General features: G+C 40.6%; 15 protein-coding genes. 8 read left to right on the forward strand and 7 right to left on the reverse strand.

Annotated features, from left to right (window positions below):
* A partial coding sequence (locus tag B4F08_RS06175; protein WP_291373835.1) for an alpha/beta hydrolase occupies nucleotides 1-899 on the reverse strand: 899 nt, incomplete at its 3' end.
* 192 nt (nucleotides 900-1,091) lie between these two features.
* The gene (gene mdh, locus B4F08_RS06180) at nucleotides 1,092-2,303 is read right to left on the reverse strand and encodes an iron-dependent methanol dehydrogenase (protein WP_086210167.1); all 1,212 of its coding nucleotides are present in this window, start codon (nucleotides 2,301-2,303) and stop codon (nucleotides 1,092-1,094) included.
* Nucleotides 2,304-2,541: 238 nt separating this feature from the next.
* Here mdh and B4F08_RS06185 point away from each other — a divergent pair, with 238 nt between their 5' ends.
* The 3 genes from B4F08_RS06185 to B4F08_RS06195 all read left to right on the forward strand — a co-directional run bounded on the left by B4F08_RS06185 (nucleotide 2,542) and on the right by B4F08_RS06195 (nucleotide 7,432).
* Nucleotides 2,542-4,515, forward strand: coding sequence for a hypothetical protein (locus tag B4F08_RS06185; RefSeq protein ID WP_291373836.1), 1,974 nt, complete (start codon nucleotides 2,542-2,544; stop codon nucleotides 4,513-4,515).
* A 116-nt stretch (nucleotides 4,516-4,631) separates the two neighbouring features.
* Nucleotides 4,632-6,347, forward strand: coding sequence for an AAA family ATPase (locus B4F08_RS06190; protein ID WP_086210165.1), 1,716 nt, complete (start codon nucleotides 4,632-4,634; stop codon nucleotides 6,345-6,347).
* 101 nt (nucleotides 6,348-6,448) lie between these two features.
* A complete protein-coding gene (locus B4F08_RS06195) occupies nucleotides 6,449-7,432 on the forward strand; it encodes an ion transporter (protein WP_086210164.1) in 984 nt (327 codons plus the stop codon).
* A gap of 87 nt (nucleotides 7,433-7,519) precedes the next feature.
* On the opposite strand, the gene B4F08_RS06200 is transcribed toward B4F08_RS06195, so the two are convergent.
* Nucleotides 7,520-8,740, reverse strand: coding sequence for an MFS transporter (locus B4F08_RS06200; protein ID WP_291373837.1), 1,221 nt, complete (start codon nucleotides 8,738-8,740; stop codon nucleotides 7,520-7,522).
* A gap of 248 nt (nucleotides 8,741-8,988) precedes the next feature.
* Nucleotides 8,989-9,447 carry a DUF441 domain-containing protein gene (locus B4F08_RS06205; protein ID WP_119063412.1) on the reverse strand — a complete coding sequence of 153 codons (459 nt, stop codon included), beginning with the start codon at nucleotides 9,445-9,447 and terminating at the stop codon, nucleotides 8,989-8,991.
* A 135-nt stretch (nucleotides 9,448-9,582) separates the two neighbouring features.
* On the opposite strand from B4F08_RS06205, the gene B4F08_RS06210 reads away from it, so the two are divergent.
* Nucleotides 9,583-10,320: a pseudouridine synthase gene (locus B4F08_RS06210; RefSeq protein WP_291373838.1), complete on the forward strand. Its 738-nt coding sequence runs from the start codon at nucleotides 9,583-9,585 to the stop codon at nucleotides 10,318-10,320.
* 8 nt (nucleotides 10,321-10,328) lie between these two features.
* On the opposite strand, the gene B4F08_RS06215 is transcribed toward B4F08_RS06210, so the two are convergent.
* The 3 genes from B4F08_RS06215 to B4F08_RS06225 all read right to left on the reverse strand — a co-directional run bounded on the left by B4F08_RS06215 (nucleotide 10,329) and on the right by B4F08_RS06225 (nucleotide 12,191).
* Nucleotides 10,329-10,769 carry a GNAT family N-acetyltransferase gene (locus tag B4F08_RS06215; protein ID WP_086210160.1) on the reverse strand — a complete coding sequence of 147 codons (441 nt, stop codon included), beginning with the start codon at nucleotides 10,767-10,769 and terminating at the stop codon, nucleotides 10,329-10,331.
* Nucleotides 10,770-10,863: 94 nt separating this feature from the next.
* Nucleotides 10,864-11,199: a type II toxin-antitoxin system RelB/DinJ family antitoxin gene (locus B4F08_RS06220; RefSeq protein WP_086210159.1), complete on the reverse strand. Its 336-nt coding sequence runs from the start codon at nucleotides 11,197-11,199 to the stop codon at nucleotides 10,864-10,866.
* Nucleotides 11,200-11,312: 113 nt separating this feature from the next.
* Nucleotides 11,313-12,191, reverse strand: a complete 879-nt coding sequence (locus B4F08_RS06225) for a pseudouridine synthase (protein ID WP_414632454.1) — start codon at nucleotides 12,189-12,191, stop codon at nucleotides 11,313-11,315.
* A gap of 159 nt (nucleotides 12,192-12,350) precedes the next feature.
* On the opposite strand from B4F08_RS06225, the gene tsaE reads away from it, so the two are divergent.
* The 4 genes from tsaE to hfq all read left to right on the forward strand — a co-directional run.
* Nucleotides 12,351-12,827: a tRNA (adenosine(37)-N6)-threonylcarbamoyltransferase complex ATPase subunit type 1 TsaE gene (gene tsaE / locus B4F08_RS06230; RefSeq protein WP_086210158.1), complete on the forward strand. Its 477-nt coding sequence runs from the start codon at nucleotides 12,351-12,353 to the stop codon at nucleotides 12,825-12,827.
* Nucleotides 12,820-14,760 carry a DNA mismatch repair endonuclease MutL gene (gene mutL, locus B4F08_RS06235; RefSeq protein WP_291373840.1) on the forward strand — a complete coding sequence of 647 codons (1,941 nt, stop codon included), beginning with the start codon at nucleotides 12,820-12,822 and terminating at the stop codon, nucleotides 14,758-14,760. The genes tsaE and mutL overlap by 8 nt, the downstream gene beginning before the upstream one ends.
* A gap of 6 nt (nucleotides 14,761-14,766) precedes the next feature.
* Nucleotides 14,767-15,711, forward strand: coding sequence for a tRNA (adenosine(37)-N6)-dimethylallyltransferase MiaA (gene miaA / locus B4F08_RS06240; RefSeq protein ID WP_119063417.1), 945 nt, complete (start codon nucleotides 14,767-14,769; stop codon nucleotides 15,709-15,711).
* Nucleotides 15,712-15,804: 93 nt separating this feature from the next.
* On the forward strand, nucleotides 15,805-16,133 hold a 329-nt coding region (gene hfq / locus B4F08_RS06245), incomplete at its 3' end, for an RNA chaperone Hfq (protein ID WP_291373841.1).

The raw sequence follows: 16,133 nt of genomic DNA on the forward strand, positions 1-16,133 counted from the left end.
ACTAAGTCGTGTAAACCATTTTGAATGGTCTCGACACAGATGTCACCTTGTAGATTTTTCGCCTGTTTTTCAATGTCTTTGACATCTAAAATTACATCACTGGTTTGTGCAGCTACGCCCCATTTTTTGGGGTTGAGTGTTTGATGTGAATGCATAATCAGTGCAGGAACAGAAAGCTTTAAACCGCCACGATGAATTTCTTTTTGCGCTTCATGGATTGCACGGACAAAACTGATGCGAACCATAGAATAACTTGGTTGTTTCCACTGCAAATCAAAGTTCCACTCGCCGTGTTCACTTTGATGTAGGCTTGGTACATACCACTTATTCAGTTCACTTGGAAATTTTAAGTCTGGGAAATGCTTTGCAAGTCGGCTGAGTTGTGGCACGCCAAGTTTGCGTTTAATTGGATGCATATTAAAATCATAAAAAGGACTGTTGGCCCATAGCGCTTTGATTAGAGGGTGTTGTGGATGGTGCGCTGCATATAGTGTGGTAATCAAACCACCAGTCGAGTGTCCTGCCAGTACAACAGAAAGATGACCTTCAGCACCTATAATCTCAAGAGCTTGAGTAATTTCATCGTCATATTCGCGCAGATCACGGACATTGTAGTAGTTTTGGTGGCTTAAACGGGAGCGACCATATTTTCTTAAATCAAGTGCGTAAAAGTCGTAACCATGCTGATTGAACTGTTCAGCCATTTCTGTTTGGAAGAAGTAGTCAATAAATCCATGAATATACAGCACTGCTTTGGTTGTGGTTTGCGTGGCTTTTTTACGAATGAGAGTTGCGCAAACTTCACCTTCGTAGTCATTAGCAAAACTGAGTTTGAGTTGTTCGTAGTTTTCACCAAGGACATCTGGTTGATACGCAAGCGGGTTTTGTAGTGCTGACATAGTTCACTCTGGTTGTTATTGTCATGAGTTCCCTTATCCTTGATGAAGTCAGAATTTTTGTCAACCACAAATAAAAAAAGACAATTTAAGTGCAAAGGTAAGCAAGGATTAGGCTTACCCGAATGAAACAGTATGGACGTCTGTTTCATTCCACTTAAATTGTCAAAGCAAACAAAGTGTTAAGGAGAGAACTTAGACAGCCGCTTTAAAATCTACTACTGAAGCACTTGATTTGAGCGCCGCTTTAAAGATGTCAACCACTTGAGCATGGGTTGCTTTACGAGGGTTAGTCAGCATGCAGGCATCTTTTTGCGCGTTTTCAGACATAATGCCCAAATCTTGTTCTTTTACACCCAGTTCAGACAAGCTTGATGGAATACCAATAGATGCAGATAATTCACGAATCGCATCAATGGCAGCATAGCCAGCTTCTGTCACAGTCAAACCTGCGGTGTTGACTCCCATCAGTTCTGCAATACGTGCATAACGATCAGGGCAGGCAATTAAGTTGAACTCACATACATGTGGCAGTAAAACTGCGTTACATACACCGTGTGGTAGGTTATAGAAACCACCAAGTTGGTGTGCCATTGCATGAACATAACCTAGAGATGCATTGTTAAATGCCATACCTGCTAAGTATTGTGCATAACTCATGGCATCACGTGCTTCAAGGTTCTCACCGTTTGCAACGGCTGGGCTTAACCACTCACTGATCATCGAAATGGCTTTCTCTGCACAAGCATCGGTAATTGGGTTAGCAGCTGTTGATACATAAGCCTCTACCGCATGGGTTAATGCATCCATACCTGTTGCTGCTGTTAAGCTTGCAGGTTTTGCAATCATCAGTTTAGGATCATCAATTGCAATAAGAGGAGTACAGCGCCAGTCTACAATCGCCATTTTTACATGAGTATCTGTATTGGTAATAATACAGAAACGCGTCATTTCTGAAGCTGTACCTGCTGTTGTGTTGATTGCAATCAGAGGAGTCATTGGAACGGTGCTTTTATCAATCCCTTCGTAGTCACGAATATGACCACCACCAGCAGTGACAAGCCCAATACCTTTTGCGCAGTCATGAGATGAACCACCGCCTAAAGACACGATAAAGTCACAACCTTGCTCATTATAAGCAGTTACACCGTTATGTACGTTAATGTCAGTTGGGTTTGGTTCCGCACCTGGGAAGATATGACTATCAACACCAGCATCTTTGAGATATCCTGCGATGGTGTCTGCTACGCCAAATTTGAATAAGCCAGCATCGGTTACGATCAGTGCTTTCTTCGCACCGAGGTTTTGTGCTTTACCACCAATTTCTTTGGCACAGCCTGGGCCAAACAGTGAAACACAAGGGATATAAAAACCGTTCGTTTGATCTGCAATATTTTTAAAAGCCATGGTGCGATTCCTTCTACCATATTTATGTTGTTATCGGTGCTCATTACCGTTTTTAGAGTATCGAATGATTCAAAAAACTTGTGTACCTACCAAATACCTACCATGCGTAAGGAAATGGAAAATACTGATTCTAAATCGAAAAAATAGCTATGATGAAAAGGCGTAGCCTGCATGTGTGGAATTGTTTATATTGGTTTTGAAGCGGGATGAACGTCGCCAAATTCGATGAGGATTCACTGTGGACAGAAACGATAGGATTAAGCAATATCAAAACTTTGCCGTCGTGTTAAGGCAAGTTGTTCCGAGTGTTCAGCAACTTTATCATGAGCAGTTTATGTTTCTCTCCACGCTCAGTGTGCACAATGTTTTGGGGATTGATGCAAAGCAACGCCAGATTCAAATTTTAAACCATTGCTTTCATATTCAGTTCTATCCACCGACCGAAAACAAAACGATTTGTGTCCCACAGTTTATGTATAAGGGGCACTACGCTGAATCACTTGAAGAGTTTTGTTTACATGACATTGTCTTCTGGGTGGGTGAGCAGACTCCACAGCATTCTTTGTATTTACGTAATAAAGTAAAACAGTTACGCCAGTTGTTATTGCAACAGGTTTTTGTTGTGGTTGGGGGGCTAAGCCGGATCCAAACGATTTTGACTGAAATAGAGCACAGCCATGCAGAGCTCTTTCAGCAACTGTGTAAATATATGGGCAGAATAGAACTTTCAGCAACGGATAACAATTTGCTGACTTTACTTGAGCAGTTATGTTACTTAGATGCAGATCAAGCAGAGGATATTCTGCCTATTCAGTCCTTGATGCATAGTTATGATGAGCTGTGTTTTAGTGCCAAGCAATTTCTAGAACCACATGTTTATCGCATCGTAGAAACAGCATTTCCTGAACGTTTTTGTTTACAAGAGCTGATAGATCATGGGCATGATATTTATTTACTGTATCCGCATGCGAAAGAGCAGCCTGAACTGTTGGTTTTTGCACGTTTAATGAATCGTGATCTTTGGTCATTGCCTGATTTGCTGGCAAAGCAACATTTTTTAGAGGTGCAGACCAAAGTTTGGCAAAAAAAAGTTGCTAAACTCCCTATTTTCGATGAAAAACGTACAGTGAATTGGTTATTCAAACAAAAAGCTGTCGTGACAGACTGGGTTAGCCACAACATTCAACATAGTAGTGTACGTGTTGCTGTGACTGCTTTGAGTTATTTGGATACACAGTCTTATCATTCTGAAATTATTTTAGTAGCTTTAAGGTACTTTCAGCATGTTGCAGCACGTTTGTTTATCCAAAGCTGTTATGAACATGCTATAGAACAGCAATGGTTTGAGTTGGAAGCCAACCAGCATGTCGTCTTAAAAAATAGACGCCAAGATATGGATGATCAGCGTATAGCAATCAGCCCGTCGATTTTGTATTTGGATGAATGGTTAGAACTACTGCACCGTGTAGTACAGCAGCAACCCGAATGGGGTAAAAAAGTTTATACAAAATTGAGTCGAGTCATGCAGGCTTACATTCAGCATTTAGATAAAATTGCACAAAAACTACCTGCTGAATTAGTGATTTATTTCAGTGAAGAAAACCAACAACATCGTGATTTTTATCGCCAATTGCAGCAGTACAAACTGCCTATTGAAAGCTTTAGACAACTTTTTTATCTGAATCATCCGCCATTGCGGGTTTCGGTGTTTGATGCTTATGTCCGAGATTATTTACCTGAACATTTCGAGACGCAAAAGGATGTTTTAAAAAATGTCACATGGAATGGCCTATTTCATCAGGCTGTGCAATGGCATGATCAATTACATAGCCAAGAGTTACTTGCTGAACTGAAAAGGAAAGTCAGCCATGTGTCATGGCAACCGATCAGTCATGAAGCTTATTATTTTATTGAAAGTTGGGTATTTGAGGAGCTTAAAGATATTGATCGCATCATCGCAGAGTCTCGTCGGTTTAGACATTGTTTAGCGGCAAGCTTTGCTGAACGAATTATTGTCAATGAATACGTGGCCTTTCATATGAGTCATACTGATGCACAGCGCCACTTAACACTTGGCTGCTATTATATCGCGGGACAGTTGTTATTTGATCAGTTGGAATATCCAAACAACCAAAAGGCACTTCCTGACGATGTGTTAGTGGCAGAGCAGTTTATTGCGATGCTCAACCAAGAACGACAAAAGGGCTGTTAAAATTTCAACAACACTCGACTTAATTTGTCGCACAAGAACTTCTATATGACGAGATCTGCTTAACTTTTTAGCAAAAACTCGGTAGGCTATAGCCGTTCATCAATGGTATAGGTCTTATGAAGCAAGAAACTGCACTCAAACTTCTAAAAGCGGGCGAAAATGTCTTTTTAACTGGTTCCGCTGGTGCAGGAAAAACCTATACATTGAACCAATACATTAATTACTTAAAAGCCCGTAAAGTGCCTGTGGCGATCACAGCCTCTACAGGTATAGCTGCAACACATATGAATGGTATGACGATTCATACTTGGGCTGGTATAGGTATTAAAGATGCGTTAGGGGAAGATGAACTCAAACGCATGAAAGAACGTAAATATTTAAAAGAGCATTTAGAAAATGCCCAAGTGTTAATTATTGATGAAATTTCGATGCTACATGCGAAACAGCTCAATTTGGTCAATAAAGTTTTAAAATTCTTTAAAGAAAGTGAAGAACCATTTGGTGGAATTCAGGTCATTGTTGCAGGGGATTTTTTCCAGTTACCGCCCGTGGGGAAAAATGAAGAACGTAATCGCGATAAGTTCTGTTTTATGTCTGATGCTTGGGTGGAAGCCAAGTTTCGTGTGTGCTATTTGACCGAGCAGCACCGTCAGGGCAATGACTACCTCAACGATATTTTAAATGCTATCCGTAGCCAAACGATCCGCTCCGAGCATTTGCAAGCTTTACAAGCCACACGTCAGCAGGATATTGGTGAAACATTCACACGTTTATACACCCATAATATGGACGTGGACACCATCAACTTCAAACATTTGAATGAAATTGAAAATGAAGGTCGTCAGTTTGAGGCGGTGTGTGATGGCAATGACAAGCTTATTGAAACGTTAAAGTCGTCTGTGCGCGCACCTGAAAACCTCACTCTCAAGAAAAATGCCAAAGTGATGTTTGTAAAGAACAACTTTGACGTGGGGTATATTAACGGTAGTTTGGGTGAGGTGGTTGGCTTTGAAGAAGATGATGATTTCGGAGTCTTACCAAAAGTAAAACTGACTGATGGTACAGTACTGGTGGTTGAGCCTGAAACATGGTCGGTGGACAATGATGCAGGTAAAACCATTGCCAGTTTTCAGCAGATTCCATTGCGCTTAGCGTGGGCCATCACCATTCACAAATCTCAAGGCATGACTTTAGCAGCAGCAGAAATTAACCTGAGCCATACTTTTGAAAAAGGACAGGGCTATGTGGCTTTGTCACGGTTAAAGACTTTGGATGGTTTAAGACTACTGGGTTTTAATGAACAAGCCTTAGAGCTAGACAGTCTTGCCATTAAAGCAGATCGACGTTTCCAAGAACTTTCCGATGAAGCCGAAACACACTTTGAGGTCATTGATCTAGAGCCACAACACAAGGCCTTTATTCGTCACTGTGGCGGAACGCTCAATGAAGTTGAGATTGAGCGTAATGAAAAGAAAATTGCCCGTAATGCAGGTAAAGCCAACTATGCTTCTGCAACACTCGATGAAACACGTGAACTTTTTGAAGGTGGTTATGAAATTGCCGATATCGCCCAAGAGCGAGGGTTGACGGCTGCAACGATTATCAACCATTTGGCGAAGCTACATAAAGAACAGGGCTTAGACATTTCTGTAGCTCATCCAGGCGAAGAAGTGGTAGAGCAAGTGCGAAAGATTTATAAACGTCTCATGAAACGTCAGCAAGCTGAACACTTTAGTGAAGATGGCGCAATTAAACTACGTCCGATTGTAGAGTTAACCAATCCGCGTATGGGCTATGACCAAGTGCGCTTGGCCTTACTCTATATTGAATAATGCTGCCGCAGTTGTACGATTCGTACCGAAATTTATTACTTACTTTGCTGTTAAGTTCGGTTAAACTGAATTTTAAGGGATAAGAATAACGTAAAATCGTAATGAAATTGACAGCTTGGTACATGTTACGCAAATTTGTTTATAACAATTTACATAATGAAGACTATGAGACACCCTTAAGCCGAGGGCTGAACTATTTCCTCATTGTACTGATTATGAGTAATGCTGCTGCTGTGTTGTTGGAGTCGGTACAGAAGTACTATGTGTTGTATCAGGACTTTTTTTATTATTTTGAAATCTTCTCGATCATCGTTTTTACGATTGAATATCTCTTACGTTTTTGGTCAATTGCTGAAGCTAATAGTTTTGAGTCGGATTGGAAAAACCGCCTAAATTGGGTCAAAAGTGGTGGGGCAATTATCGACCTCTTGGCGATTTTACCTGCATATTTAAACTTCTTTGTTCAGTTCGATTTACGTTTTTTAAGAATCGTTCGTTTGCTCCGACTTCTCAAGTTAACCCGCTACTTTGTTTCTCTACAAATCCTATTGAGGGTCATTGAGCGCGAAAAAGGCTCATTTCAAGCGGTTATTTTCATTTTAATGATTATGATCATTATGGCGGCTGCGGGGGTGTATTTGATTGAAAGTCAGGCACAACCTGAGGTTTTCAGCTCTATTCCAGCTTCCATGTGGTGGGCTGTGGTTACACTGACCACCGTAGGATATGGCGATGTGACACCTATTACACCGCTAGGACGTTTCTTGGGTGCGATCATTACTATTTTAGGTGTAGGTTTAGCAGCATTACCCGCAGGTATCTTGGCAAATGGTTTGGCCAATGAACTAGAGCAGCGCAAAGAACAACTAGAACTCAGATTTCGAGAGTTAATCCAGAATAGCGACATTGACTTTGTCCTAGAAACAGAAAAAATTGAGGAAGTTCGTAAAGAGGTTGGACTGACCAAAGAACAAACACAAGATATTATTTTGCAGCTTATACGTGAGCAAAAAGAAGAGTCATTAAAACAAGAGCGTGATCAGTATGCGTATTGTCCACATTGTGGGAAGAAGCTACCTGAATAAATCGGTGTAAAGAGGCATGTGTATCAACGTTCAAATCGAATGTTGATACACATGCCTTACTTTATCTGAATAGAAATCTAGATTGGTCTAACAGGTTTGATTTACATCATCTTTAGATATAGACATTGACTTTTTTTCATGCTGAAAGGCGAGTAGCAAGATGATTAGACCGCCTAGACTTAATAAGGTACCTACCCAAATCGGTGCTAACCAGCCCAGATTTTGGCTAATGAGCCAGCCACCAATAAAAGCACCAAAAGCATTGGCAATATTAAAGGCAGAGTGATTGAGTGAAGCAGCTAGACCTTGGGCATGACCAGCAACATCCATTAAGCGGGTTTGCAGTAAAGGTCCTAGACCAGCAATACTGAAACTCACTAAAAATAGCGCAATAAGAGCCGTCGCAAGATGATCCATTGATAATGCACAAAGCACATAAGAACAGGCATTGGATATCAATACCCAAATGATGGCTTTGTTTAGGTTTTTATCGGCAAAGTGTCCTGCAACAGCACCTCCAATTACTAAACCTAGCCCGATACATGCCAGTGCAAAAGGAACAACTTGAATGCTGGCATGGGTATATTCAGTCAAAATGGGTGATACATAACTATAAACCGAAAAGAGTCCACCAAAACCAATTGCCCCTACAGCAAGAGTCATCCACATTTGTGTATTTTTAAGTCCGCGGAGCTCATTTTGAATGCTTGCAGTGTGATCACGTTGCATTTGGGGTAGGCCAAAACAAATCGCGACAACAGTTAAAAATGCGATAGATGCCGAAAACTCAAAACCTGCCCGCCAACCATAGAGTTGTCCGAGCCAAGTTGCAAGAGGTACGCCAATCACGGTCGCGACATTTAGGCCCATCATCAGCATTGCAACAGCAAAAGCACGCTTTTGTTTACCAGCAAACTCTGCAACCACGAGAGCAGCAATACCAAAGTATGCGCCGTGTGGAAAGCCTGCGATAAAACGAGAAATCAGCATAGACTCATAACTATTTGCAAGTGCGGTGCTTGCATTGGCAATGCCATAAAACAACATGAGTCCAATTAGAAGTGTTTTTCGTGGCACTTTTGCAGCCAAAACGGCAATGACAGGCGCGCCAATTGTCACGCCCAAAGCATAAGCGCTAATAAAATGCCCTGTGATAGGGATACTAAGCTTGAAACTCTGCGATATCTCTTGGATGAGTCCCATCGCAACGAATTCAGTCGTACCAATACAAAAACCACCGAGTGCCAAGGCTAAAATAATGACAGATAAGTGACCTGTTGATGGGCTGCTATTTTTTTGAATGGACATAAATAGAGAGTGAAATGAAAAATATTATACGTTCTTTATCACATAAAAATTAGGTTGTTCAAAAATATTATAAGTTAATTCAATAACACTAAAATCTATGCGATGCCTGAGTATTCTTAAATACAGTATCTATTGGTTTGTCTACATTTAATTGATTATTCCATAAAGTCATGCCTAATTTAGATAAAGCAAAAATAGCGCCAACTCAGTGAATATTTGAAATGTGACTTCAGCTACGATACATGTATTTAAGATTGTCCCGTCCCAATTAATAAGGTCAGTAAACCTGCGGCAATTAATGGGCCCACAGGTACACCACGCAGTAATGCAACCCCTGCTACAGTTCCAACCAACAGACCTGCAACTACATCTGGTTGATTCGACATGAGTTTCACACCGCGTCCACCTAACCATGCAACTAAAACGCCAATCGTAATCGCTAGTAATGATTTAAGGCTTAAGAAAGATTTAAAAATACTTTCACCGCTAATTTTACCACTGGCAATAGGAACTAAAACGGCAATCGTTAAAATAATAATGCCGATATTTAATCCATGTTGTTGGATTAGCGGGAAGTATTCGCTCAGTGGCGTCATGCGTAAAATAATGAGTACAGCCGCAGCAATGGTTACCGCAGAATTGTGACTGAAAATACCGCAAGCCAGCAGGATGAGGAGGACGATCAGGTTCAAATCTAAGTTCGGCATATGGGGGAGACTGGTCAAAAAAACATGTGCATTGTAACGTTTTTTTAGCCAGTCTGCCGAATGATCCGAGTCCTTTGATTGATGTTCCTGTATTTCAGTATAAAATGAGCCTTTATTTGAAAAAGTGGTGTGCTGATGCTGTTGGAAAAAATGTTGCAGTCGCAAGGATTCGGTTCGCGGAAGCATTGCCAACAGTTGATTAAAAATGCAACCATCGAAATTGATGGGCAGATCATTACAGACCCTAAACATAAACTCAAATTAGATGGTTTACACTTCAAAGTACATGATGAGAGTTTTGAATATCGTGAAAAAGTCTATATTGCCTTAAATAAACCTCAGGGTTATGAATGTTCACATCAGGCAACACACCACTTTAGTGTTTTCGATTTGTTTGATGATGTGCTCTTGAATCGTGGTATTCAGTGTGTTGGACGTCTGGATCAAGACACGACTGGCTTGTTGTTGCTTACTGATGATGGTCAATTCTTACAGGCATTGACACATCCTAAAAAGCATGTGGCCAAAGTGTATCGCATGCAAACGGCTGATCCTATTACAGATGAACAAATCCAGCAGTTAGAACAAGGCGTTGAGTTACGTAATGAAAAAGGGATATTTGCAGCAACAGGGGTAAAACGATTAGCTGAATGTGAACTGCAAATGACGGTGCATCAGGGAGTGTATCATCAAGTAAAGCGTATGCTTGCAGCTGTCGGCAATAAGGTGGAATGTTTGCATCGTCAGCAAATTGGAGAACTCGACTTAATCACATTGTCTGATTTAGTCGAGGGAAGATGGGTGTATTTAAATGAGGAACAAGTCGCTTTAGCCAAGACTCGTCATAGCAGCCCTCATGAAAACGGCATATAAATCAGTAGCTATAAGAAGCAGTGATAGGTTTTAAATTCGCTATCCGCTACAAAGCCCATGGCTTCATATAGGCTGTGGGACTGGTAGTTATTTTTTTGCGTTTCAAGTGTTATGCGAATCGCTTTTTCATGACGAGCAAACAAAATTGCGGTATCAATGAGTTGTTTTGCAGAGCCATGACGACGATGTGGCGGTGAGACATAGACATCATCTAAAATATAATACGTTGCACAAGCCACGGAAGAAAAGCCTAAGTATAATAAGACAAAACCAGTAATCACATCGTCTTTGACATGAATAAAAATCACGCTTTGTTCATTTTCAAGACGAAGTTTGAGGAACTTTTGGGAAAGGCTTAAGTTGGAAGATGCGCCATAGAATTGGCGATATTCATCGAATAATACAGCAAGTTTTTCTAAGTCTTCTAAGGTGGCACGTCTTACAATCATGTATTACTCCATGCTGTTTTTTATAATGTTTACATGAAGCATACCGAAGTTTTGAACAGGATATTTCTAAAATTTGTTTAGAAATGCAACACTGTTAAGTTTTGTCACTCTCACCCAAAATTGCAGCTAATTCTTCAAATAGATCAATGTGTTCATCATCGGCAAATAAATCATTAGTGGCTGTAGAGTCGGGGCTTGTGATTTGTTCGACTGCTTTTTGTTCTTGCTTTAACTTACGTAATTTAATGAGTTGCTCTAAGTTGATGTTCTGATTTTCAATTGAAAATGGGATAGATTTGGTTAAAACCACTTGTTTGAAGAACAAACGAACGGCTTGTGCAGGTGTAATCCCCAATTGTTTAAACACGGCAAATGCTTGTTTCTTTTCTTGGGAATCGAGTCGAATTTGATAGACTTCTGTTTTTCTCATGATTTATTAAATAATTTGAATCACTTAAAGGATAGAAGTTATTTTAATCAATTTCATTGTAATTTCAATATTCACACAATGGAATTTTAAATTATTTTGTAATGACAATTATATTACAGTGTCAATTCAAAGTGAGAGTTGAACAGCATAAGTTGTTGAGTTATTGGGTCTTTAAATGATAATTTCTTGGCTAAAAGCTGTAATGGTTGGCTGAAATCATCGTCGGTTTTGTGTACAACTTTAGGATAGAACGGGTCATTTTTAATCGGGCAGCTTAAAGAATTAAGGTGTACACGCAGTTGATGCTGTTTTCCTGTATGTGGTTTAAGCTCGTATTTTGCCCATGTTGAGTCATATTCCAACAGCGAAATATCTGTTTCACTATTGGGTGCTTTGTCTAATACCCGCATAGTGTAGAACGGTTCACCTTTTTGCATGTGTAACCTTACAGTTCGTGGGAAATTAAGTTCTGGGTTAAAAGGTGCAATTGCATGGTAGGTCTTTTGCACCCGCCGTTCCGCAAACATTTGTTGATAAGCCCCACGCGTTTCAATGCGCTTGGAGAAAAGGACTAAGCCTGCAGTTTCACGGTCTAAGCGATGGATAGGGGTTAAATGCTCAATACCTGTCTGTTGTTTTAGGCGAACTAAAAGAGTTTGTTGAACATATTGTCCCGTTGGGCTGATAGTTAGAAAATGCGGCTTATCTACCACTAAGAAATGATCATTTTCAAATAAAATCTCATGCTGAAATGGTACTTCAATTTCACGCGCTAAAAAGCGGTAATAAAACACATGTTGATTTTCAAGATATGCCGAATCTGTGCTGAGCACATTACCTACAGCGTCATAGACCAAGCCATCCAAGAAACGCTGTCGCCATTCCGCAGCTTCAATATGCGGAAATTGGTCAGATAAATAAGCCAATACGGTGTGTGGCGATGGCTTCAATTTAGGCAGGAACACTTTACTGGCACTGACGCCATTGAGCATGGGGGGACAAAATTCAGAAGTTTGGTGGTTGGACATGTTTTTTGTAGGTAATATCTAGGCGGTTGATACAGGAAAATACGAGTTTTCAAACTTGCGACTTGGGCATTTTATGAGTGCGGTGCTATCATAATTGCTCTTTTGCCACTTGTCGTGAGTATTATGCAGTATTCATTCAACTTAACACTCAATAATGAACAAGATACCCAAAATTTAGCGAAAATTTTGGCACAGCATTTTACGACGGGTGTGGTGTATTTAATTGGGGATTTGGGGGCAGGAAAAACCACCTTAACACGTCATTATTTACAGCATTTAGGGCATCAAGGTTCCGTGAAAAGCCCAACCTATACCTTGGTTGAACCTTACCAAGTGCAAGGGCATGATATTTTCCATTTTGACTTGTATCGTTTAAACGATCCGTATGAGTTGGAGTTAATGGGCATTCGTGACTATTTAGAAACACCCAATGCACTGTTTTTATTTGAATGGCCATCTAAAGGGGGTGATGAAATCCCTGCGGCGGACTTAATTATTGATATTCAAAAATCTGAAGATGAGCTGACACGACATGCCACATTGAGTTTTCAGTCGGTAGCATTATTACAAGCTTTAGAGAGCCAATTAAACAATGCGTGATGATTTAAAGATACGTCGTATTCATACTCTAAATCCTGCTTTAGCCAACCAAATTGCAGCAGGTGAAGTCATTGAACGCCCTGCGTCTGTGGTCAAAGAGTTACTCGAAAACTCGATTGATGCAGGTGCGACAGAGTTGATTATTCGGGTAGAGCAAGGCGGCAGTACTTTAATTGAAATCATGGACAATGGTCGAGGGATTCATGCTGAAGATCTCCCTTTGGCGGTGATGCGCCATGCAACCAGTAAAATCCAGACTGCAGAAGATTTACATGCAATTGTCAGCTTGGGTTTTCGTGGAGAGGCTTTGGCGTCTATTGCAGCGGTTTCGCGTTTAACCTTGACCAGTAGTCAAGCGGATGATGGGATTGGCTATCAAGTCGAAGTTAATGGAACTGCATTTGACCATCAAGAGATTCAGGCTGTAGCTGCGCCGAAAGGTACACATATTCGGGTACAAGATTTATTTTTTAATGTGCCTGCACGTCGCAAATTTCTCAAAAAACCTGGCACAGAGTTTGGTCATATTGAAGAAATCGTTCGACGTTTAGCATTGACTCATTTCGATATTCGTTTTGTGCTTGAACATAATCAAAGCATCAAGTTGAACTTACCGATTGCCGATAGTGGTGAGTTACGTTTTCAGCGCGTACAACAGTTACTCGGTCGAGCATTTACTGAAAATGCGTATTGGATGGATGCGGATAGTATCAACATGCGTTTAACAGGTTGGTTGGGACATCCTTCTGATGCTCGTGCGCAAGCAGACTTGCAGTATGTTTATGTGAATGGTCGAATTGTTAAAGATAAAACCATCTCTCATGCGCTACGTATGGCTTATGACGGTATTTTACATGGTCATCAGCATGCGGGTTATTTACTTTTTCTGGAAGTCGATCCTGAAAATATTGATGTCAATGTACATCCTACTAAACATGAAATTCGCTTTTTAAATCAGCGTGAAGTGCATGAGTTTGTCCGGCACTATGCCAAAGAGACTTTATCGCAGTTTCAAACGGCAACCGCAGATTTATCTGATGCAATGAAGATTGCAGAGGATCAAGCTTTGATGTCTGTGCAGCCTCGCTATCAAGAGCCTTTGCAGTTGCATCGTCATGTTGAGTCTGAACAAAATAGTGAGCAAGCACCATTGGATGTGCTCACTGACTTTAGTTCAAATCAACCGCAAGGTGTTCATTATTCTACGCAAACTTCGCGTTATCAGGGTTCACAACAGCTTAATAATGCCTTACAAAGCTATTTGGCGCCTTTGCGTGATACGTCATCTAGTGTTGATCAAACTCAGCCTTTAGCTGATTTTACAGTGCAAAGCCCTAAAGTTGATGAACATCCGTTGGGAATAGCCATTGCACAATTGCACGGTATTTATGTGTTGGCTCAAAATACAGAAGGGCTGATTATTGTTGATATGCATGCAGCCCATGAACGTATTCTGCTACAGCAAATGAAGTCCGCATGGGATAAACCAGAGTTCTGGACTTCTCAGCAGTTACTCATTCCCAAAGTGATTAATATCACACGGATGCAAGCGACAAGAGTGGAAGAGCTCAAAGATCAATTGGCGCGTTTAGGTCTTGAAATTGATCAATATGGTGATGAGCAGGTGATTGTTCGTGGTGTACCTGCGATTTTACATAAAGCCAATTTTGAGGCGCTGGTACCTGAATTACTTAACGATTTGGATCCAAATGATGAAGCTCAGGGCTTACTGCAAAAGCGTGATCAAATTTTAGCGGGTATGGCCTGTCATGGTGCTGTCCGCGCGCATCGCATTCTGGGTCTTTCTGAAATGAATGCTTTGCTTCGTCAAATGGAACAAACTGAATTTGCTAGCCAATGTAACCATGGTCGCCCAACTTGGCGTGCGTTTCCATTGGCTCAACTAGATAAGCTTTTTGCTCGAGGAGAGTAGTTGTACATGTCAACTCAATTGCCGGTCATCAATTTAATGGGGCCAACTGCAAGTGGTAAAACTGCTTTGGCATGTCAGCTCTATGAGCAAGGAAATTTTGAACTGATATCTGTAGACTCAGCACTGGTCTTTAAGGATATGGATATTGGTACAGCTAAGCCAACCAAAGAAGAGTTGTTACAGTATCCACATCATTTGATTGATATTATTACACCTTTAGAAGTGTATTCCGCTGCAAATTTTGTTGAGGATGCTTGTCGCCTGATTGACGATATGCATTTACGTGGCAAAACTCCGATTTTAGTCGGTGGAACCATGCTCTATTTTAAAGCACTATTAGAGGGGCTTTCGAGTAATTTACCTAGTGCTGATTATGCTGTTCGTGCTGAGATTGAGTCTAAAGCTGAAAGTGAGGGTTGGAACGCAGTTTATGCAGAATTATGCAGTGTGGACCCTTTGGCGGGCGATAAATTTAAAGTGAGTGATAAACAACGGATTATTCGTGCTTTAGAAGTTTATAAGTTGACTGGGCAGCCCATTACTAAGCTTCAGGCAGAGCAGCCTAAAAATGTACCTTATCGTTATAGTTTTCATAATTATGCCTTAGTGCCAGATCGAGCTGAATTGCACCAAAGAATTGCACAGCGCTTGAAAATTATGTGGGATATCGGATTTTTGAATGAAGTGGAAGCTCTTATGAAAAAATACGATTTAAAGGAAAATTTACCTTCTATGCGCTCAGTTGGGTATCGACAAGCACTCGAATTTTTACAAAAAGGAGATAAAACTGTCGAAAAACAACAAGAAATGGAGGATAAAGCACTTTTTGCGACACGACAACTTGCCAAACGTCAATACACTTGGTTAAGATCTTTGCAAGAAGTACATAAATTTACAACCTATTCAACGATCACGCAGGCACAAGAAGACTTGCGAAACTGCTACGGATAAAGCAAAATTTAGCTACTGTCTTTTTTATAATTTTTAATTGAAAAATAAAGATAGTTTTTTGCGCTGATTTTTAATTTTTTTTGGAGTTATAACATGTCTAAAGGTCAAACTTTGCAAGATCCGTTCTTAAATTCTCTCCGTAAAGAACGTATTCCTGTATCTATCTTCCTTGTGAATGGTATTAAATTACAAGGTCATATTGAATCTTTCGACCAATATGTTGTTTTATTAAAAAATACGGTAAGCCAAATGGTTTACAAACATGCAATTTCTACTGTTGTTCCTGCACGTAATCCACGTCCTGCTGGTGCGCCTGCTGGTGCTGGTCAACAAGGTAGCTTTGGTGGTCAACAAGGCGGCTTTGGTGGTCAACAAGGTGGCTTTGGTGGTCAACAAGGTGGCTTTGGTGGTCAAGGTGGCTT

It is taken from the genome of Acinetobacter sp. UBA6720, assembly GCF_002454215.1.
Lineage (GTDB): Bacteria > Pseudomonadota > Gammaproteobacteria > Pseudomonadales > Moraxellaceae > Acinetobacter.